19 protein-coding genes are annotated in these 20,200 nt (G+C 70.2%); 10 read left to right on the top strand and 9 right to left on the bottom strand.

Annotated features, from left to right (window positions below; all coding sequences use genetic code 11):
* Positions 1–26: 26 nt before the first annotated feature.
* On the top strand, positions 27–557 hold the full coding sequence (locus tag C1N81_RS44275) for an ATP-binding protein (protein ID WP_394437608.1): 531 nt from the start codon (positions 27–29) through the stop codon (positions 555–557).
* On the opposite strand, the gene C1N81_RS44270 is transcribed toward C1N81_RS44275, so the two are convergent.
* Together C1N81_RS44270 and C1N81_RS44265 are read right to left on the bottom strand one after the other, a co-directional pair.
* Positions 554–802, bottom strand: coding sequence for a hypothetical protein (locus C1N81_RS44270; RefSeq protein WP_394437606.1), 249 nt, complete (start codon positions 800–802; stop codon positions 554–556). The genes C1N81_RS44275 and C1N81_RS44270 overlap by 4 nt on opposite strands.
* A 99-nt stretch (positions 803–901) precedes the next feature.
* Complete coding sequence (locus C1N81_RS44265) at positions 902–1,369, bottom strand: NUDIX hydrolase (protein ID WP_394437604.1); 468 nt, start codon at positions 1,367–1,369, stop codon at positions 902–904.
* Between the two features lie 194 nt (positions 1,370–1,563).
* Between C1N81_RS44265 and C1N81_RS44260 the strand changes: the two genes are divergently transcribed.
* Complete coding sequence (locus C1N81_RS44260; RefSeq protein ID WP_394425771.1) at positions 1,564–2,103, top strand: winged helix-turn-helix domain-containing protein; 540 nt, start codon at positions 1,564–1,566, stop codon at positions 2,101–2,103.
* Positions 2,100–2,648 carry a transposase gene (locus tag C1N81_RS44255; protein WP_394426219.1) on the top strand — a complete coding sequence of 183 codons (549 nt, stop codon included), beginning with the start codon at positions 2,100–2,102 and terminating at the stop codon, positions 2,646–2,648. Before C1N81_RS44260 ends, C1N81_RS44255 begins: the two co-directional genes overlap by 4 nt.
* Here the strand turns inward: C1N81_RS44255 and C1N81_RS44250 are convergent.
* Positions 2,642–3,100, bottom strand: a complete 459-nt coding sequence (locus C1N81_RS44250; protein ID WP_394437602.1) for an NUDIX hydrolase — start codon at positions 3,098–3,100, stop codon at positions 2,642–2,644. The two genes, C1N81_RS44255 and C1N81_RS44250, sit on opposite strands and share 7 nt — an antisense overlap.
* A gap of 182 nt (positions 3,101–3,282) precedes the next feature.
* Here C1N81_RS44250 and C1N81_RS44245 point away from each other — a divergent pair, with 182 nt between their 5' ends.
* Positions 3,283–3,657, top strand: a complete 375-nt coding sequence (locus C1N81_RS44245) for a nuclear transport factor 2 family protein (RefSeq protein WP_394437600.1) — start codon at positions 3,283–3,285, stop codon at positions 3,655–3,657.
* 115 nt (positions 3,658–3,772) lie between these two features.
* On the opposite strand, the gene C1N81_RS44240 is transcribed toward C1N81_RS44245, so the two are convergent.
* The 3 genes from C1N81_RS44240 to C1N81_RS44230 form a co-directional block, all read right to left on the bottom strand.
* Positions 3,773–4,027, bottom strand: a complete 255-nt coding sequence (locus tag C1N81_RS44240; protein ID WP_394437598.1) for a hypothetical protein — start codon at positions 4,025–4,027, stop codon at positions 3,773–3,775.
* Entirely contained in the window at positions 3,970–5,502 is a 1,533-nt protein-coding gene (locus C1N81_RS44235) for a bifunctional transcriptional activator/DNA repair enzyme AdaA (RefSeq protein ID WP_394437596.1), read from the bottom strand. Before C1N81_RS44235 ends, C1N81_RS44240 begins: the two co-directional genes overlap by 58 nt.
* 334 nt (positions 5,503–5,836) lie before the next feature.
* Positions 5,837–6,718, bottom strand: coding sequence for an NAD(P)-dependent oxidoreductase (locus C1N81_RS44230; protein WP_394437594.1), 882 nt, complete (start codon positions 6,716–6,718; stop codon positions 5,837–5,839).
* A 96-nt stretch (positions 6,719–6,814) separates the two neighbouring features.
* On the opposite strand from C1N81_RS44230, the gene C1N81_RS44225 reads away from it, so the two are divergent.
* Positions 6,815–7,189: a winged helix-turn-helix transcriptional regulator gene (locus tag C1N81_RS44225; RefSeq protein WP_394437592.1), complete on the top strand. Its 375-nt coding sequence runs from the start codon at positions 6,815–6,817 to the stop codon at positions 7,187–7,189.
* Between the two features lie 279 nt (positions 7,190–7,468).
* Here C1N81_RS44225 and C1N81_RS44220 read toward each other — a convergent pair whose 3' ends face one another.
* Positions 7,469–7,843 carry a MarR family transcriptional regulator gene (locus C1N81_RS44220; protein ID WP_394437590.1) on the bottom strand — a complete coding sequence of 125 codons (375 nt, stop codon included), beginning with the start codon at positions 7,841–7,843 and terminating at the stop codon, positions 7,469–7,471.
* A 330-nt stretch (positions 7,844–8,173) separates the two neighbouring features.
* Between C1N81_RS44220 and C1N81_RS44215 the strand changes: the two genes are divergently transcribed.
* Complete coding sequence (locus C1N81_RS44215; RefSeq protein WP_394437588.1) at positions 8,174–8,971, top strand: COG4705 family protein; 798 nt, start codon at positions 8,174–8,176, stop codon at positions 8,969–8,971.
* A 128-nt stretch (positions 8,972–9,099) separates the two neighbouring features.
* Here C1N81_RS44215 and C1N81_RS44210 read toward each other — a convergent pair whose 3' ends face one another.
* The gene (locus tag C1N81_RS44210) at positions 9,100–10,485 is read right to left on the bottom strand and encodes a DUF6056 family protein (RefSeq protein WP_394437586.1); all 1,386 of its coding nucleotides are present in this window, start codon (positions 10,483–10,485) and stop codon (positions 9,100–9,102) included.
* Positions 10,486–10,770: 285 nt separating this feature from the next.
* Here C1N81_RS44210 and C1N81_RS44205 point away from each other — a divergent pair, with 285 nt between their 5' ends.
* From C1N81_RS44205 to C1N81_RS44190, 4 genes are all read left to right on the top strand, one after another.
* Positions 10,771–12,252, top strand: coding sequence for a glycosyltransferase (locus C1N81_RS44205; protein ID WP_394437584.1), 1,482 nt, complete (start codon positions 10,771–10,773; stop codon positions 12,250–12,252).
* 26 nt (positions 12,253–12,278) lie between these two features.
* Complete coding sequence (locus C1N81_RS44200) at positions 12,279–14,402, top strand: PIG-L family deacetylase (RefSeq protein ID WP_394437582.1); 2,124 nt, start codon at positions 12,279–12,281, stop codon at positions 14,400–14,402.
* A 132-nt stretch (positions 14,403–14,534) separates the two neighbouring features.
* Positions 14,535–16,805, top strand: coding sequence for a bifunctional glycosyltransferase/CDP-glycerol:glycerophosphate glycerophosphotransferase (locus C1N81_RS44195; RefSeq protein ID WP_394437580.1), 2,271 nt, complete (start codon positions 14,535–14,537; stop codon positions 16,803–16,805).
* On the top strand, positions 16,772–18,412 hold the full coding sequence (locus tag C1N81_RS44190) for a glycosyltransferase family 2 protein (RefSeq protein WP_394437578.1): 1,641 nt from the start codon (positions 16,772–16,774) through the stop codon (positions 18,410–18,412). Before C1N81_RS44195 ends, C1N81_RS44190 begins: the two co-directional genes overlap by 34 nt.
* Before the next feature lie 43 nt (positions 18,413–18,455).
* On the opposite strand, the gene C1N81_RS44185 is transcribed toward C1N81_RS44190, so the two are convergent.
* Complete coding sequence (locus C1N81_RS44185) at positions 18,456–20,084, bottom strand: glycosyltransferase family 2 protein (protein ID WP_394437576.1); 1,629 nt, start codon at positions 20,082–20,084, stop codon at positions 18,456–18,458.
* Positions 20,085–20,200 lie beyond the last annotated feature (116 nt).

Here is a 20,200-nt window from a genome sequence, read left to right as displayed (position 1 = left end):
GGACACCGACGAGCAGGAGCACTCCCATGCACCCTACGACTGGCAGACCCGTGGTGACTGCCGCGGGCCTGGCCGACCTCGCACAGCAGCGGAGCAGCATGCCTGCAACGGGCCGTTCGTGTGGAACTGCCGAGCTGCCCGGAAGACACACCTCACGGGTCGCGATGTCCGTCGAGCAGTCCCCCAAGTACGTCTCCCGGGTCCGTAAGGTCGCGGCTTCCTGGCTGAGACAGATATGCCGGATGCCGCAGGACCGTGTGGAAGCGACGCTCGTAGTCGTGTCCGAACTCCTCACGAACGCCGTGCGGCACGGCACCGAGGACTCCGTTCAGTACCTGAACTACTCCCCGCGGCCGGGCATGGTCCGCATCCAGATCGGCAACGGGACCACGGCTCCCCCTCCGCAGCCCCGGCAGACCGACGCCCTGGCCGAATCGGGGCGAGGACTGCTCCTTGTGGACCTGCTCGTGACGGACCTGCACGGGGACTGGGGCTACTCCGAGGACGGTACGACCGCATGGGTCTGCCTGCCCATCGAAGGTGAACAGCCCGCCTAGCGGCGCGCACGCACGGGTCGCTCCCCCTCTCCTGCCCGTACATCGAGAGGACGAGCATCTGCCGTCCGCAACGCATCACGTCTCTCCACCCCCGCGCCCAGCAGCATCGCCAACGCCGCCCCGTAGCCCTCGCGTTGACTGAGCAGCTCGACGAGCAGACCCCGCGCCCCGCGCGACAGCCGCCGGCCCTGTACCGCGTGATGGAACACCGTCGTGCGATGCCCGCCGATCACGTCGACGGCCATCGGCCCCCGCTCGATCGGCCCGCCACAACCCCGGCCCGCTCCGCTCACCGCCGACACCGCACGTCGGCGGACTTGAGTGCGTGGTGGCATCGACCGGGATCAGTGTTGGATCAAACCACCGACCGGGACGGGAGCAACATGTCCGGTTGCCGGCAGGCCCTGCGCCAGAGCGAGGCCGACATCGACCAGCGATGACCGGCGCAGGCGAGCAACGTCCGAGAGCGGGGTCCAGACCGACTCAGCGGTCTCACCGTTCGGCTCGGGCCGCAGCCGCCCGCTGGTGATACGGACCCCGTAGAAAATCCCGACATTTTGATGCTCGGTTCCGGCACGGACCTGGGCAGCAGGAATCACCCTGGAGTCCACGCCCAGCAGGCGCTGGACCACCGCCTGACAGCCGGTCTCCTCGGCGACCTCACGGATCACCGCGTCGAACGGGTCTTCCATGTGCTCCACCCGGCCGCCCGGAAGCGTCCAGTTCGACTCGCCCACCGCGGGCGCATGACGGGCGAGCAGCACTTGCTCGTCCTGGATACATACGGCGTACGCCGCCAAACGGAAACTCATCACCACACCTCCCAGCGGACCCTACGCGACGGCCCGCGCTACATAAGCGCAGTCTGGATGCTTCAGCAGGGCGCCGGCTCGGGCCGTCCTCGGAACGATCCGGGCTCATCTGGCCTTGCAAGCTCCGCTACTGAGTTTGTGGGCGTGATGTCGGGAGGGCTGACAGAGGAAGTCAGTCGCGGTAGGCCGGAACCATGAGGTATCCGCAAGGTGGTGGCCTGACGGCCGAGCGGCGGGCCTTTCGCGAGGGAGTCCGCCTGCAAGCAGCCGCGATGTTCGCCGCAGGTGACGGCAACACGGTGGTGGCGAAACAGCTGCGAGTCAGCGTTCGTTCAGTGCAGCGCTGGCGCCGCGCCTGGCAGGCTGGCGGGGACGGCTTCCTGTTTTCCAGGGGCTCGGCGGCCCGGCCCAAGCTGAGCGAGAAGCTGTTCGCGGTGCTGGAGGAGGAACTTGCCAAGGGGCCTGTTGCGCACGGCTGGCAGGACCAGACATGGACCCTGGAGCGGATCAAGGTGCTGATCGGGCGCCGGTTCCATAAGACCATCACCCTGTCGACCATCGCGCAGATGCTGCGGCGCCACGGCTGGAGCCACCAAGTCCCGGCCAAGCGGGCCCTGGAGCGCGACGAGGACAAGGTGACCGGCTGGGTGAAGGACACATGGCCACAGGTGGAAGCACCGCGGCGGCGCTCGACGCCTTCATCGTCTTCGAAGACGAGGCCGGATTCTCGATGACGCCGCCCACTTCCCGCACCTGGTCCAGGCGGGGGCACACGCCCGTGGTCCGGGTGCGAGGCCGTTCCCAGCGCCGCTTCTCCATCGCCGCCCTGGCCTGCTACAAGCCCGGCGAACGAACACGTCTAATCTTCCGGCCCAAACAGCATCTCGATCACAAGCGAGGCGGCCGGCGCAGCTTCACCTGGCGCGACTATCGCGACCTGCTGGTCGCCGCCCATCAACAGCTCGGCGCCCCGCTGATACTGGTCTGGGACAATTTGAATGTGCATCTGGACGCCCGACTGCGGGCCTTCATCGACGCCCACGACTGGATCACCTCCTTCCAACTCCCCTCGTATGCACCCGATCTGAATCCCGTGGAAGGTGTCTGGTCACTGGTCCGGCGCTCGGCGCAGTGCAACACCGCGTTCAGCGACCCGGACCACCTGATCCGGTCACTCCGCCGCACACTCCGCGAGATTCAGTACCGCCCCGATCTCATCGACGCATGCCTCACCGCAACCGGCCTCACCCTCACGACATCACGCCCACAAACTCAGTAATCGGTCGCGGGGTGAGTGGACCACTGTGGGTCGATGCGGCCGATCCACGCGTCTTGATCGTCAGCCAGTGGCCGCTCCAGAGGAAGCGAGAGGAACCGGCAGGCGAACGTGAGACCAGCGTCCTCGCCGCCGCCGTGTACCTTGTGCTCCCATGCATCGGGAGTGTCCGGGGGCGCCTGGAGGTGGAAGAAGCTCGTTCGTCGTGGCTGTCTCGTTACGGGATGGGGCTTGTCCTCGACGACGATTCGCCGGACCACCGTGGCTGTCCGTAGACCGGTTTCCTCGGCGACCTCTCGAAGAACCGCTTCTTCCCATCCTTCGCTCGGGCTGACTCCCCCTGCTGGGACCTGAGTGCCGGCGTCCGGCATCCCCACGTGATCGAACACCAGCAGTTCGGGAACGGTTCGGTGCCGGATCACGTAAGCAGCCACACGGATTCTGGGTTGAGTCATCCCGGCATTGTCCGTCAGACACGGCAGTGCGGTTCGCAGAAGCTGCGGTTGGGGCGCCACGATCGGGATGCGGTAGCCGTAGGTGTGCGGCTTCGTTCGCGTTTGACGACAGCACCGTCCCGTCGTCGCGGCGAGTGCTCAATTCACTGTGCCTTGGCAAGCGGCCTCCGTAGGGTTCGCGCATGACAGATGAGGATGAGCGGGCCGTACAGGCCGTACAAGCAGCCGTCGATGGGGAGATGCGGCTTCTCGATCCCGAGGTGCGTGCTTCCCCGGCCCGTGTCCTGGAGCTGCTGGATCCGGAGTTCATCGAGTTCGGGGCTTCTGGGCGCCGGTGGGACGCGGAGTCGATCCTCACGGTGACGAGCGGAGGCTCGGTGTCTCTGGAGTCTCCGGTCAAGGTCAGTGAGATGGCTGGAGTCGTCCTCGCTCCGGGCATCGTTCATCTGACCTACTTTGCCGACAACCAGGGCCGCCGGGCGCGGCGGAGTTCTCTGTGGCGCCTGACGGATACGGGCTGGCGGATGTACTTCCACCAAGCCACTCCGACCAGTTGAACCTGTCCGAGTTCCAAGAACGTCTGATGCTCAGCGGCAGGAACGCCCGGTCCACGGGAGAGCGATGTCGCTGAGTTTCGAGAACACCTCGGTGCGCGGCGCGCCTCGCGTGCGTCTATCTGGTGTTTCGTTGCTGGTCCTGCGAGGTGATGCCGCCTGCGCCCGGGCGGCTCTTCTCCTTGTCCGGGTACCGCAGCAGCCCGAGGCCGGGCAGGCCGGCCAGTGCCACCATGACGGCCGTGGTCCACCCAACCCCGCCGTGGAGCAGCAGCGGCGCCGCGACGGCGGATCCCAGCGGGGCGGTCCCCTGCATCAGGGTGCGCAGGGCGGCGAAGGCCCGGCCGTGCATCTCCGGCGGGATGCGTCGCATGCGCAGGGTCTGAGCCCGGTCCAGGGCTTGACACCGGGCAGCCGGAGCAGAACGGCGGTGGCCGCTTCCCGGTCCGTGTCCCGCTCCAGCAGGAGGCGTTCATCGGCCACGGCGTGCGCCAGCGCGTGCAGGGCGCTGCAGGCAGCAGAGGCCGACGCCCGGATCGCGGCCGGGCCGGAGGCGAGGCTGTCCGCGTAGGTGTCCTCGGGTGTGCCTGTCGCTGCTGCCACAAGGGCCCCGGCCGGGTCGGCGTCGGCCAATATCGCGGGGCCGGGGAACAGCCGCGCGGGGGCGCCGTCGGGGCCGGTGAGGGGATCGCCGTAGCGGGTCACCAGCCATGAGCACAGCCGGCGGGCGTGGTCGCGGGTCAGGTACTGCTGGACGAGGAGGCGTACGGCCAGTTCGAAACCGTCCGCGCAGCCGGGTACGCGCAGCCCCGGCGTCGCTCGGACCAGCGGGCCAAGCCGCGCGTCCGCACTCAGTGTCCCGGCCACCGCTGCGGGGTCGCAGTCCAGATCGAGGAGGTCGCGGCAGCGCCGAACGGCGGCGGTGACGTCCCTCAGGTCCGACAGCCACAGCCGCACGGTCACCTGCTGATGCTTCGCGCCCGGGTCGGGAAGGGGAACCGGGGGCAGGTCCCTCAGATCGAGCTCGGCCCGGCCCTGGCCGCGCGGCAGCCTGAGGGTTCGGTACAGCCGGCGGTCTTCGACGTCCTGCACACCGGGCAGTGCCGTGTCGCGAAGCCAGGAGAGCAGGGGTTCCACCGCGAGAGGGGGACGGTAACGCAGCCGGAGCACCAGCGGCTCCGGCCGCGGCTGCGACTCCGGCCGCGGCTGCGACTCCGGCCGCGCCCCGGGCTGCGAGGTGCCGCCGGTCCTGACGGGCGCGGTCCGGTCATCTCCCCGTGTCCCGCGCGTCCTGCCCGCGCGGCGCAGTTCTCGCGGCGGACAGCCGAAAGCGGCGCGGATCCCATCGTTGAACTGACGCAGACTGGAGTATCCGGCGGCGAAGGCGACGTCCGGCAGCGGCAGCTCGCTGCCTTCGAGGAGCATGCGTGCCATCTGGTTGCGGCGGTTCAGGGCCAGATTGAGCGGGCCGGCTCCGACCTCCGCGACGAGTTGGCGGTGCAGATGGCGTTCGCTGACGGCGAGTCGGCGGGCGACACCGGCCACCCCGACCTCGTCCACGGCGCCGCGCGCGATGAGCCGCAGCGCGCGGCCTACCAGGTCACCGCGCACGTCCCACTCGGGCGAGGAGGGATGGACCTCGGGGCGGCAGCGGCGGCAGGCACGGAAACCGGCTGCCTCGGCCGCCGCGGCGACATGGAAGAAGCGCACGTTCTCCCGCTTCGGAGTGCGCGAGCCGCACACCGGACGGCAGTAGACCCCCGTCGTGGTGACCGCCACGTAGAAGGACCCGTCGAACCGGGAGTCTCTGCTGGCCATGGCGCGGTAATAGGTTTCGAAGTCCGGCACACCGACATTCTGCGTCCCTGTCGCCGCCACGTCTGGCGGCGATCGGACCTGGTGATCCACGAAGCCGGGACATCCTGGTCCCCCGCGCCAGACAGCATGGCGGGGCCCATGGGCGAGGAGGACAGACCTGCCGACAGCCCGCAGACCGGGGTGACAGCTCAACTGACATGAAGTGTTCCGCAAACCCGGCCGCCTTCGGCGACATGTGTCCTGAGACGTGATGGTCGGCAGTGCGGGACTGGGCGAGACTGGGGCGTGTGGTGAAAGTGCTGGGCACAAGGTCTCGCAGAGGACTGTGACCAGCACGGTCGCTGCGGTGGCGGCAAGTGGCCGGTCAGTGCACCAGCAAGTCGATCACGCCCGTCAGGTCCTCCTCGCCGCTGCCCTCGGCCAGGCGGCGGCGCATCAGCTCGAAGTAGGGGCTGAGCAGTTCCGGGCTGACCCCCTGCTGCTCGGCGGTGCTCAGGAAGCTCGGCGCGCCGGCCACCTGCATGGCGAGGTTGGAGACGACACCCTTGGTGTAGTCACCGCTGCGCAGCTGAACGGCGGTCTGGTGCACTGCCGGGGCCATCGCGACGAGCCAGTCGGCGAGCAGCGGGGCGAGCGCCGCGGGGTCGATGTCCTCCTTGCGGATCAGGGCGAAGGCGTGCGCGGCCCCGGCGAACATCCCGTACATGGCGCTGAGCAGGGCCACGTCGTGCAGGGCCGCGAAGCCCGGGTCCTCGCCGACGTAGGTGGTGCCGACCGGGACGCCCAGGGTTTCCTGGTGCCGCTCGAACAGCTCTGGCGAGCCGCTGTAGAAGACGTAGCCGCCGGCTTGTGGGACGCCGATCATCGGCGGGACAGCCATGATCCCGCCGTCCAGGTAGCGGGCGCCGCGCTCGCGGGCCCACTGGGCGCGAGCGCGGGCCTGGGCGGGGGTGCTGGTGGTCAGGTTGACCAGGTCCCGGCCGGCCAGATCGGCGCCGGCCAGCACCTCCCCGACCGAGGCGTCGTCCAACAGGCAGACGATGACCAGGGTGTTCGCCGCGACCGCCTCGGCGGCGGTGTCCGCGACCCTTGCACCCTCGGCGGCGAGTGTCGCCGCGCGGCCCGGGGTGCGGTTCCAGACGGTGAGCGGGTGGCCGGCGGCAAGCCAGGTGCGGGCCAGCGCGGTGCCCATCGCGCCGAGGCCCAGCAACGTGACGGGAGTCTTCCCAACAGTGTTCTGCGTCATGCCGATTAGGCTGGTCGCAGGCCCCGAGGTGATCAAGTACGCACTTGGTAGTAGGTGGTTACCCCGGGGTGAGCGAGCACGTCAGAGGGGTGGGGCATGACGACGCTGAACCGGCCGGGCGCACCAGACGGACACGTCTGCGGGATCGACGCCGCGATGGAGGTGATCGGTGGCAAGTGGAAGGTGCTGATCCTCTGGGCGCTCCACGAGCACCCCTGCCGCCGCTTCGGCGAACTGCGCCGACTGCTTCCCGGCATCACCGAGAAGGTGCTCGCCTCTCACTTGCGTGAGCTGGAAGCGGACGGCGTCGTGCACCGCGTCTCCTACGACGAGGTGCCGCCCCGCGTCGAGTACTCGCTGACCGAGGACGGCAAGCGCCTCAACGACGCACTCCAGCCGCTGGCCGCCTGGGGGCGTGAGCGGCCGACTACTCGAGGGCTGGAGGAGAAGGCGGGCCAGGGTCTGTGGTGAACGTGCTGGTCACAGCCGTTCGTTGAGGGCCGCGACCAGCATGGTGACTTCGTAGCGGACGGCGAGTTTGATGCCCCTACGGGTATCGAGTGGGTGCGCCACGAGAAGCGGGCCTACACCTGCCTCGGCGCCGTCATCCTCGCCGCACTCATCATCTGGCTCCGCACAAGCGACGCCCAGACCATCCAGCAGCAACTGACCGTCAGCGGCTGATGCTGCGACTGAGAACGTCCGCCCTCGCAGCCCGGGTGTCGAGGAACCGGACACGGACGCGCCCCCTCATCGCGGTGGCTCGGCAAGGCGGTCGAGGATCCGCTGCCGCATCGACCGGCGCTCCAGCGCCCGCCGCACCTCCTCGACAACGGTGGTCATCGCGTACGGGATCTCGCCGTCCAGCTCGGCGACCGTCTCGCGGGTGGCGCGCCACTCCGCCTCCAGGAACGGCACCAGCGACCGGCCCCGCTCGGTCAGGTCGATCCGCCGGGTGCGGGCGTCGCGCCCCGGCTCGGAGGTGACCAGGTCCTCCTTGCGCATGGCGGCGATGGTCTGGCTGATCGCGGAGTGCGAGCGGTCCAGCGACTTCGCAAGCTCACGAATGGTGAGTGGTCCGGTGTGGGCGAGCCGGATCAGCGGATAGGCGTACCGAGGCCGCAATCCGTGGATGCCGCGCTCGATGTAGACCTGTTATCTGGAGTCGGGATCGTCCCAGCATGCCTTTGTCACGGTCCCCGCCGCGTCTTCCGACGGCGGCCACGTCCCACGGTCGTGCCGCGCGCTCTCACTCCGTCCGCGCGGCTGCGCGGATCCGCGCGCGTCAACCCCTCTTGGTATCGACGCCGGAAGGCACCCGGCAAGACCCGGGCGTGCCATGTTCAGGTTGTGTTCAGGCTCGCGCGGAGCTTGGGAAACACATGCACCGGATGCCTCAAATCCCTGGTAAAGGGGCGTGGGGAGCGGGTTGTTCGCCGTGGCATGGTGCGCACCATGAATCCAGAGCACGTCCTCGACCACCGGGACGACCGTCCCGTCGGCCATGCCCGCGTGCGCCGTTTGGCGAACAAGGTTCCGGAAGTCACCGTCTACTTCTGGATCATCAAGGTGCTGACCACCGGCATGGGCGAGACCGCGTCGGACCTGCTGGCCAAGACTTTGAACCCCGTCCTGGCGGTCGGCCTCGGCGCGCTCGCCTTCACCGCCGCGCTGGCCCTGCAGTTCACGGTGCGCCGGTACGTGGCGTGGATCTACTGGACCGCCATCGTCATGGTCAGTGTGTTCGGGACGATGGCGGCGGACGTGCTGCACGTCGCGCTCGGCGTCCCGTACGTCGTCTCCACACCGATCTTCATGATCCTGCTGGCCGCCGTCTTCACGCTCTGGCACGCAAGGGAGCGCACCCTGTCGATCCACAGCATCGATGTACGGCGCAGGGAGCTCTTCTACTGGGCCGCGGTCCTCGCCACGTTCGCGCTCGGCACCGCGGCCGGTGACCTGACGGCGTCGATCGGCCTGCGCTACCTCGGCTCGGCCGTCCTGTTCGCCCTCGCGATCTGTGTCCCGGCCCTACTGCACCGGTTGCGTGCGCTGGGTGCGGTGAGCGCGTTCTGGGCCGCGTACGTCATCACCCGCCCGCTTGGTGCCTCGCTCGCCGACTGGATGGCGCTCTCGCACGACCGCGGCGGACTCGATCTCGGCCTCGGACCCGTCACCGCGTCTTGGACGGTGGCCATTCTCGGGTTCGTCGGGTATCTGGCTGCCTCGAAGCGGGACACGAAGACCGGTTGAGCAGGCACATGCCCCCGTTACGAAGTGAGGCGTCGCCCGGGGCACAACTTGCTTAACAGGCAGCGGAGTTACGGCGGATGCCGTGCCGGCGGGAGACCTCGGCGGCGCGGCCCGCGTCCGACGGCCGGTCAGGGCAGTTCGAAGCCCTGGGTGACGCGTCGCACCCCGTAGTAGTCGGCGATGCACGAAGCGGGCCACTTCGCGCGCCCGCCATGGCGGAACGGCTCGGTCATGTCGCTCAACGGCAGCCGCTTGTACGGCAGGACATGTACACCGGCGGCGGCCTGACTGCGCATCCAGCGGTCCTGCCGGTCGAAGTCGTGCGCACGGGTGATCATCTGGAGTTCGAGTCCCGCGAGTGACATGGCTAGGACGACGCTGACCATCGCGCACATCACGACTCCGGCGGCGACGACCGGACCCGTGTGCCGGGTCCAGCCGCGCACGACGCGGCCGACGAGCGTGCCGAAGTGGACGAGCAGCAGCACGTAGAGCAGCAGATAGTCGTTCCACAGACGCGTCGAGGACACCACGGCCTCCCCGAAGACGGGATAGGTGATGACCGTGCACGCGTATCCCGACACCAGCAGGGCGCACCCGCCTGCCCCCAAGGCGAGAGCGTCCCTCCTGCCGGGGGCCCATCCGCCCGCCGGGCCACGAGCCAGCAGACCGAGGAGGATTCCCGCGGCGAGCGCCCCGAGGTACGGCCACGTCGTCAGCAGGACGTGAAGGATCTCCCGGAATCCGCGCAAAGAGGCCAGGAGAGAGTCGGAGTCGAACATGGTCGAGGAGTGCTTGCGTTTCCGGCGGTTCAGTGAGCCCGGCGACGTGTACAGGATCGTGATGCCGACAACGACGCTCACGAGGCCCGCGGAGCAGCAGACCCGGAGGAACCGGCGCCGGTTCTCCGGAAAGAGAGGACGGCTCACCAGCAGTGCGCACACCAGGACGGTCGATACGACGACGCTGGTCTCCTCCGAGAGGAGGCCGAGTGACACCCCGGTGAGGACGACAGTGAGCAGCGCGAGGCCCTTCGCGCGGCGCGATGACGCCCGTAGCACGGGGATGGCCGCGGCACAGGCGAACACCGGTGGCAGGGTGTGGGACACGGAGGCCGCGGGCCAGTAGAAGGTCTTGTAGGTGTTGGGTGAGCCGAACAGGAAGAGGGCCAGCGCCATGGACGCCACCAGGAGCGGGACGCCTCGGGGAACGGTGACCCGGGCGGCGCGCAGGACGGCGGCGACGAAGGCCCAGCAGAGGACGAGCATGAGCGCACCGCTGAGCGGGGCGAACCACTGCTGTCCGGCGGGGCCGAAGCGCGCGTAGGCCCAGACCAGCACGGCGTTGGTGAGGCGCCCGTTGTCATGGAAGTAGAACTTCCCCGTCATGGCGGACAGTCCGCCGTCGCGGACCACGGGCAAGAAGCACCAGTCGTCACCGCCTGGACGCACCCAGCGGGCGTCGGCCCCCGCGAAGACGAACACGGTGAGCGGCAGGAGCCAGAGAAGCCCCACCCATCCCCTGGCCCCCTCGCCCGCCTTCCACGTGTCGGGGCCGCCACCGTCCGGTCGGCTTTCAAGGGTCTTTGCCTGCGCCTGAGTCACAGGCCGCGTGTTGTTCTGAAAAGAACGCGGCGACGAATCCATGTCTCCGTTTCCATCACGACGCAACGTTCCCTCTCCAGCCGGCATACCGAGAACACACCGATCCGGACCGTTCTCTTACCTTCGTCTTGCAGAGGCGCGCCATGCTGGCACTCGCGGCCGGAAAGGTCGCACCCGCACCGGCTGAGGTGGCAAATGGATGCGTGTCAGATCTCCGTCGTCGTGCCGTGTTTCAACGAGGAAGAGGTGATCACCACCTTCCACTGCGCGTTGATGTCCGTCCTCGACGCCACCCGGCGGTCTTTCGAAGTCTGTTACGTCGATGACGGCAGTCGCGACAGCACCCGCACGCGTCTCCGCGCTTTCGCCGCCGCGGATCCACGTGTCCGCTACACGTCCTTCAGCCGCAATTTCGGCAAGGAAGCGGCCATGCTCGCCGGACTGCGCATGGCGCACGGCGACGCCGTGGCCCTCATGGACGCCGACCTCCAGCACCCGCCCGGTCTGCTGCACCGCATGCTGGAACTGCGCACGCACGGCTACGACCAGGTCGTCGCCCGTCGGGACAGGTCCGGCGAGGGCGTGCTGCGCAGGACGCTCAGCGCCGCCTACTACCGGGCCGTCGGGCGGTGCATGGACGTCGATGTCGTCGACGGGGAAGGGGACTTCAGGCTGCTGTCGCGGCGGGCCGTCGACGCGGTCCTCGCGCTGCCGGAGGCCAACCGGTTCTCCAAGGGGATCTTCTCCTGGATCGGTTTCGACACCACCAGCTTCACCTATCACAATGTCGGCCGTGTCGCGGGGCGCTCGAAGTGGGGCGGCCGCCGCCTCCTCAACTACGGCATCGACGGCCTCATCTCCTTCAACAGCCGCCCGCTGCGCCTGGTCATCTACGCCGGAATCGCCCTCGCCTGCACGGCTTTCGCGTACGCAGTGTGGATCGCCGCTGACGTCGTCCTGCACGGCGTGGACGTACCCGGGTTCGCCACCCTGCTGATCGCGATCGTGGCTCTGGGCGGACTCCAGCTCGCCACCCTCGGCGTCATCGGCGAATACGTGGGCCGCATCTACGGCGAGACGAAACGCCGCCCGCTCTATGTCGTGCGCGAGACCGAGGAGGATCCCTGCCGGAGCGAGGCCGGCCCCGCAGCCGCTTCAGACGCGCCCTCGACCCTGCCGACGCCCGCACGGCCGACGACCACGACGCGGCTGTCCACCCGATTCCGTACCGCGCGGCAATTCCTGATCTTCGCCTCGATCGGCGTCGTCAACACCGCCGTCTATCTCACGGTGTACGCCTCGCTGAATCAGCAGATCCCCTACTTGGCCGCTCACGTCGTCGGCTTCACGGTCAGCCTCGTGGGCTCATTCCTGCTCAATACCTATCTCACCTGCCGCACACAGCCGACCTGGCAGGCTTTCCTCCGCTTTCCGCTTTCGGGCCTCGTCACCATGACGGTCAGCGGTGCGCTCCTTTTCTTCGGCGTCCACTTCCTCGGGACAGGAAAGAACGTGACAGCTCTGGGCGCGGGAGTCCTGGCCACGCCCCTTTCCTTTCTGGTCGCCCGTTGGGCCATCGACTCCGGCGCCACGCATTCCCGGCGCCACGACGCCGGCCGGATGCTCGCACCCGGCGCGACGGGGCAGCCCCTTGGCCACGATCACCAGAACTCGTGACAGCGGACAGGCGGACGGGGGCCACGGTGAAGGACAGCACACCCAGGAAACCGGCGCCTCGGGCAACCCGCAGGGAGGTACTCGCGGGAGGCATCGGCGTCTTCGGCGCCGCCGTGCTGGCCGGGTGCGGGCCCGGGAAGCCCGCTGCCCCGGTGTCGCCCGTGCACGCCGAGGACCCGCAAGCGACCAACGCTTTCACCGCGACGGGGAGGAGCCTGCTGCTCCAGGTCATCGCCCACCCGGACGACGACCTGTTCTTCATGAACCCCGACGGCGTCCACCTGCTGACCGCCGGGGTGCCGGTGGTCACCGTCGTAGTCACGGCAGGAGAGGCCGCGGGCCGCAACCGCACAGCCGGTGAGCCCCGGCCGAGAACGTCCGACAAGGCGGGGTACTCCGGCGCCCGGCAGCAAGGCATGCGCCAGGCCTACGCCGAGATGCTCGGCCGTGACCCTTTCACCACCTGGGACCGCACGGTCCTCGCCCTGCCGCACGGCATCACGGCGGAGACCGACAGCCTCGCGTCAGCCAACGGCCGGGCGCGGCTGATCTTCCTCAACATCGCCATGCGCGGCGCCCACGGCGTGCGCCTGCCCGCCCTGTGGGAGACACCCGGCACCGTCCTGCACACCCTGCGGGCCACCGACTCCCCGGTCTCGCGCGTGCACACCTACGACCATCAAGCCCTGGTGGACGTACTCGCCTGGCTCATGGACCGCTTGCGCCCGACCGTCATCCACACCATGGACCCCGACCCCGACTACCAGGTGCACGACGCGGCCCAGCCGAAGGGCAGCGACCAGCCGCACTTCTCCGACCACCGCGATCACACGCCGACGGCCCTGTTCACCTGGAAGGCCATCGCGCAGTGGGTGGCCGACTCCGACCGCGGCGGCGCGCCCACCCCGCGTTTCACCACGGCGTCCTTTCGCGGCTACTACAACCAGCGCTGGCCGCACAACCTCCCGCCCGCCGTACTCGCGCAGAAGGTCCGCTACATCGCCGCCTACGGGGGCAGTCCGCGCTGGGCCTGCGACGACCCGGCCGGTTGCGGCGACTACAGCCAGGGCGGGGCCCACGCCCTCACCAGCCGCAAGGGCTGGGCCCGCAGCACCCACCGCCGCTACCCGGGCCCCTCCTCCGTGCCCCTGTCCGACCGCTCGGGCCGGATCGTCGCCTACGGGATACTCGGCACCAAGGCCGTCCGGTGGCAGGAGACCGCACCCGGCACCGGCCGCTTCGGCGCCCCGGACGATCTCGGCGGCGGACCACTGGCCCCCGCCCTGTCGGTGGTGGCCGACGCCGCCGGCCGACACCTCGTCCTCAGCCTGCGTTTCTCCGCGCTGGACGGCCAGGGCCGCGCCGACACACGGGAGATAGTCGTCCTGGAGCAGCACGGCCCGAACGGCCGCTTCGGCGCCTGGCGGGGACTCGGCACGCCCGAGGCCGATGCCGTCAGGGGACGGCACGTCGGCTGCCCCGTCGCCGTGGCCACGCCCGACCACCGTGTCCATGTCTTCGCCCGCACCGCCGACCAGGGCCTGGCCACGCGCATACGCGACGCCTCCGGCCGCTGGGGCCGATGGCAACACCTTGGCGGCCAACAGGTCCAGGACGGACTGGCCGTTCTCCTCGACGCGGCGGGACGCGTCCACGTCTTCGCGGCCGGACACGACAGCGTGCACCACTGGTCCCAGAGCCGCCCCGGCGGACCGGTCGTCTTCCGTGGGCCGACCGGACATCCGCCCCCCGACGGCCCGCCCGGCGCCGTCCTGCGGCCGGACGGGCACATCGAGCTCGTCTACCGCGCCGCCGGTACCGCGACCCCGTACATCTCCGGCACCTCCGCCCGCGCTACCGGCACCGCTCTGCCGCATTTCGCCGGCTACGGGACCATCACCGCCCAGAGGGCCGTTCAACCCGGCGAGCACAGGGCCGTCCTCGTACTGCTGGGCTCGGCCGACGGAGGCCGCCCCCAGATCCAGTACGGGACCTCACCGCATGACCGCCCTCTGGCCTGCCCGGCCCAGCCGGTCGCCGTGGGCTCGCCGTCCCTCCTCGCTCCGCGCGGACACCCCGCGTCGGTCATAGGTCTCGCACCCGACGGCACACCGTGGATCTGGCGGCCGCAGATCGCCCCTCGGACATGAGGACCCTCCCCCGGCCCCGGGCTTCACACCCGCCTCTCACCCGGAGCGTGCGGGTCCCTTACCGGCGCCTCGCACGCTGTCCCCGTCCGCCCCGCCTTCGAGGGGGACTCCGTCATCAGGGAGAGTCACGCGATGAGCCGGTTCAGTGTCGTCGTCACCGCCGCAGACGCACAGGGTTTCCTCCGCGAGTGCCTGGACAGCGTCCTGGCCGGCTCCTCGGCTTCACCCGGTGCCGAGATCGTCGTCGTCGACAACGGCTCGACGGACCTCACCGGTTCCCTCCTCGACGAGTTCGTGGAGCGCGACGAGCCTGTCCGCGCGGTGCGGCTGCCCCACCGGCGCCCGGCCGGCGCCGCACGAGCGGCCGGAGCAGAGCGGGCCGGCGGGGAGTACCTGCTGTTCCTGGAGGGACACGACGCGCTCGTCCCGGACGCGCTCACGGTGCTCGCCCGCCGCGTCGAGGAAACGGCACGGCCCGATGTGATCGCCTTCGACCACGCCGACGCGGCCTGGGACCACCAGGCGACCGCCGGCAAGGACGAGTGGCTGCTGGGCGTTGTGGACGGTACGGCCTTCGCCCTTACGGAACGGCCCAGGACACTGCACCTGACGCCGACCCTCGCCAATCGTGTCCTGCGCGCCGACTTCTATGCCGCGCACCAGGAGTTGTTCGCTCAGGACGCTTACACCGAGGTCCTCCCGGCGCTCGGCTCCCTGCTCGCCGCGGAACGGATCGCCCTCACCGACGCGGTGCTCCTGCGCCGCAACCCGCGTGAGGCGTCGCGGGACGAAGACACATATCTCAACCTCTTCCCCCAGTACGAGGCGGTGTGGGAGCTGCTCGCCCCGGGTCCGCCGAGGACCGAGGAGGCCCTGATCGTCTTCAGCGGCATGGTGCGCCGCTACCTGAAGGTCCTCGCTCTGCCGGGGACGCCGACGCCGGACCATGCGCTCTTCTTCCGTCGGGCCTGCGCACACTTCTCGCGCTACAAGCCCGACGGCTACCAGCGCCCCGCCGGTCTCAACGGCGTACGCCACGCCCTGCTCGAGCGTGGCTCGTACACCGCCTACCGCACCTCGCAACTGGCCAACCGCACACGCCGTGACGTCGGCTCGATCGCCGCCACCGCAAAGAGGAGGGGCGCCGCCGCGGCCACGGACGGGCTGTACCGCGGACCGGTGCACCACCCGGTCGACGAGCACCTCGCCGTGTTCTCCGCGTACTGGGACCGCGGTGTCACCTGCAACCCCGCCGCGATCTCCGCGAAGCTCGCCGAACTCGCGCCGTGGATAAGTCAGGTGTGGGTCGTCAGGCCCGCGGACCTGCCGCTGGTCCCGGCGGGGACCGACTGTGTGGCGCCCGGGTCGCGCAGGTGCGCGAGTGTGCTGGCGCGCGCGAAGTACCTGGTGAACAACGTCAACTACCCCGACTCGGTGATCAAAAGGCCCGGCCAGGTCCATCTGCAGACCCACCACGGCACCCCGCTGAAACGGATGGGCGTCGACCAGGTCCCCTACCCGGCCACCTCGCGCGGCGTGGACTACGCGGCGCTGCTTCAGCGATGCGCCCGCTGGGACTACAGCGTCTCCGCCAACCGGCACTCCACGGAGACATGGACGCGGGCGTACCCCGTACCGTTCACCTCGCTCGACTACGGCTACCCGCGCAACGACCCGTACTACGCGGCAAGCGCCCAGGACGTCCTGCGCGTCCGCGAGCGGCTGGGCATAGCGCCCGGCCGCAAGGCCCTGCTCTACGCACCGACCCACCGGGACTACGAGTCCACCTGGACCCCGCGCCTGGACCTGCGACGGCTGGCCGAGGCCCTCGGCGACGCGTTCCTCCTGCTGGTGCGCGGCCACTACTTCTACGACCGCGGCCCCTCCCCGCTGACGGAGCTGCACAGACAAGGCCTGATCGTCGACGTGTCCAGGTATGACTCCGTCGAGGAGTTGTGCCTGGCCTCCGACGCGCTGATCACCGACTACTCCTCGGTCATGTTCGACTTCGCCAACCTCGACCGCCCGATCGTCCTGTACACCGACGACTGGGACACCTACTCGGTCACCCGCGGCGTCTACTTCGACCTCCCCCGCCAGGCCCCCGGCGCCGTCGCCTCCTCCCATGAGGAGATCGAGCGACTCTTCCTGGACGGCTCCTGGCGCAGCGCGGAAGCGGCGCTGCGGCGTGCCGCGTTCCGGCGCCGCTTCTGCGAGTTCGACGACGGGCACGCCGCCGAACGGGTCGTCCGCCACGTCTTCCTCGGACAGCCGGGCGTCCCCCCGATCGTCCCGCTCGACCAGCGCGTGCCCGCCCCTGACCCCGGGCGAGCCACCGCCCTCACCCACAGCTCCCCACCGGAGGACCCATGCCCGCCGCCCCCGACGTCACCGTCACCGTGATCGGGTACAACGACGCCGAGCGGCTGCGGCGCGCCGTGGACTCCCTGCGCGGGCAGACCCTGCGCACCATCGAGATCATCATCTGCGACGACCACTCCACCGACCACACCCCCGAGGTCGCACGGGCGTTGGCCACCCAGGACGACCGGGTCCGCTACCACCGCCTGCCGCGCAACAGCGGCGGCTGCGCCGCCCCGCGCAACGCCGGCATCGAACAGGCCCGTGCCCCGTACCTGATGTTCCTCGACAGCGACGACGTCCTGCCCGAACGGGCCTGCGAGGTTCTCCTGGACGCCCTGCGCGCCGACGACGAGGCCGACTTCGCCGCGGGGGCCACCGAACGCATCCGCACCGACACCGGGACCCGCGGGTGGTGGCACCCGCACCTGTTCGGCTGCCGGCGCACCGTCCGCGGCATCCGGGAGGAACCGGGCCTGCTCTTCGACCACCTGTCGACCAACAAGATGTACCGCAGGGAGTTCATCGACCGGCACACACTGCGCTTCCCGCTCGGCCCCCACTACGAGGACCAGTTGTTCTCGGCGCAGGCGTACTGCCTCGCCCGCGCCTTCACCATCGTCCCGGACCCGGTCTACCGCTGGCACATCGCACCGTACGAGGCGGACGACGCACAGTCCATCTCCAACCAGCGCCACCGCATGGCGAACGTCCGCGACCGTATCGAGGTCGCCCGGCGCATCGATGCCTTCCTCGACGACAGTGGCCACCACGACATCGCCGTCCACAAGGACTACAAGTTCCTCAAGCACGACCTGCGGATGTACACGGGCGACCTCCCCTACCGCCGCACGGAGTGGATCAAGGAGTTCGGTGCCGAGATCACGCCCTACCTCGCCACGCTCGCCCCGGAGGCGTTCCAGCGCCTGCCACGGGACCAGCGGATCGTCATCCAGCTGGTGCGCGACGGCCGGTACGAGGAGGCGCGCCAGGCGGCGCGCGGCATGGGCCGGCAGATCGGTCCGCGCGAGGTGGCGCAGGGCCGCGACGGGCGCGTCCACTGGGGTCCGTTCCGCCCCGCGGACCCGGACGCGGCCCGTGAACTGGACATCACCGATCTCGCGCTGCGCACCCGGCCGTTCCGCTCCGCCTTGCTGCGGCACGAGATCACCCGCGTCACCCCCGGCAACGGGGCCCGCGTCACTTTGGACGTGCGTACCTTCGATCCGGGCTTGCAGCTCCCGCTGGGCCCGGTCGCCGCGACGCTGTGTCTCGCCCCGGGCAGGAAACGCCTGCGCACCTCCTTCCGGCTCGATCCGGTCCGCCCCGGCCTCTTCGAGGGCACCGTCACCCTCGACCTCGCGGCGGTCCCGCTCCCGCCGCACGGATTCTCCGGGCGGCGCCATCCGGTGCTCGCCCTCAAGGAGCACGGACGCCACCACACCGGCATCCTCCTCGCTCCGCTGGACTTTCCCCCGTTCGGCAAGAAGATCCCCGGCCGGCGCCGACCGGGCGGACATCTCGTCACCGTCGGGCCCGAGGGCCACGGCAGCGGCCGCCTGCAGATCACCTGGGAACGCACGGGCCTGCTGGCGAGGGCGGAACCGCACCTGCCGACGCTGCGCGCCCTCTCGGGCCGCACCCGGTGACGACGCGGCCGTGCCGGGCGCGCGCCCGGCACGGCCCACCGCGCTAACCGCGTAACCGCCGCCGCAACCTGCGTACGCGCCCCTCGGCGAGACGACCGAGACCGCGGGCGCTGTCGACCACACGCAGCACGAGCGCCGACCCGGGCGCCACATGCACCTGCACGAACAGCGGCCGCCCCAGCCGTACGACCATCCTGCGTCGCGCCTGGCCGGCTGCGGCGGCCCGCACCCCGGCCGGAACGACCTCGCCGCCCGCGCACCGCACCTCCGCCGACAGGCTCCAGGCCATGACCTCCTTCGGACCGGTCAGTTCCGTCATGCGCAGCGGTGCCTCGGCGGTCCAGCCGCCCTCGTCCGGCACCAGCGGGGCCTCGACCGCGTACTCGGGACGCGCTCCGGCCCGTTCGAGCAGCACGACCCGCACCGATGTGGGGTCCAGGGCGCCGAGCCTGCCGTACAAGTCGTGGACGCGCAGGGCGAGGCGGGCGACCCGGCCGACGGCGACCTGCCCGTCCACCGCGATCGGCAGTTCGTGCGGCGCCAGTTGATCGAGCCCCGCCAAGGGCACTGCCGCCGCCCCCGCGCCGAAGACCGGCACCGAACCGGCCCTGCTGTACGGCGGGACCAAGCGGGGCGGCCGGGCCGCCAGCTCTACGAGGCGGCCCAGCTCCGCGGGCTCCGCCAGCGCCTCCAGAGCGCGACCGAGCCACCGGTGGGGCACCCGCGCGGCCGCGTAGCCGACGGCGTCGAAGGTACCGAGGTAGTCGGCGGTCAGTCGCCACCATGCGTCCTGGTACGCCCGGGTGCGCAGGGGCAGTTCCCGCGCGTACATGGGCACGTCGTGATCCAGGAACTTGCCCTGCGCGGCGGCCGCAAGGCCGCGGTGTCCGGCGTCCCGCAGGACCTCCACCGCGAGTTGGTGGGCCGCGATCCGCTGTTCCCAGTTGGCGATCGCGGCGCGGCGCAGGGAGACGGACAGGTCCGCCGCGTGCCGGCGGACGTACCAGATATAGACCAGGCGCTCCACGACCGCGAGGCGGGGTTCGGCTGCGTAGAGCCGGGCGGTGAAGACGAAGTCCTCGTACGGGAAGGCGCCTTCGGGGAAACGGATACGGTGCCGCGTGAGGAACGCCCGGCGGTAGAGCTTGTTCACCGACAGGGTGTCCCACAGCAACTCCGGCTGCTTGCCGATGCCTTTGAACACCCGGCCGGGCAGTTCGGCGCCCGCGGACCGGTCGAACAGTTGCGGTTGCCACACGGTCGCCCGGCCGTCGGGGAGTTCGCGGCGCAGACAGCGGCCGGCCACGACGTCGGCGCGATGCACGTTCGCCGCCACGAGCAGCGCGTCGACGGCTCCGGGCGCGAGCGCGTCGTCGCTGTCGAGGAACATCACGTACTCGGCGCGGGCGACGGTGAGCCCGTCGTTGCGCGGCGACCCGCAGCCGCCGCTGTTGCGTTTTCTGGTCACCAGGCGTACCCGGGTGTCCTCGGCGAGGGCGCGCAGTGTCGCGGGGGTGCCGTCGACCGACGCGTCGTCGACGACGACGACCTCGGCCACCGACTGTCCTTGGGCGAGCGCGGAACGCACCGCGTGGGCGACGCACACGGCGTCGTTGTGGACGATCACCACGACACTGATGCGCCCTGGTGCGGACGGGTCTGCGAAGTGCATAGCGGTCCCGAGGTCTGGGGGGGTGGAACACGACAGAACCCGGCCCAGCGTTGTCGCACGAGGTAAGAGCAGGACAGCAGGGGCGCCAGAGCACGGTACGAACACGGCGCGCCCTC

It is taken from the genome of Streptomyces sp. SGAir0957, assembly GCF_043523415.1.
This window is presented reverse-complemented; position numbering and strand designations above follow the sequence as displayed.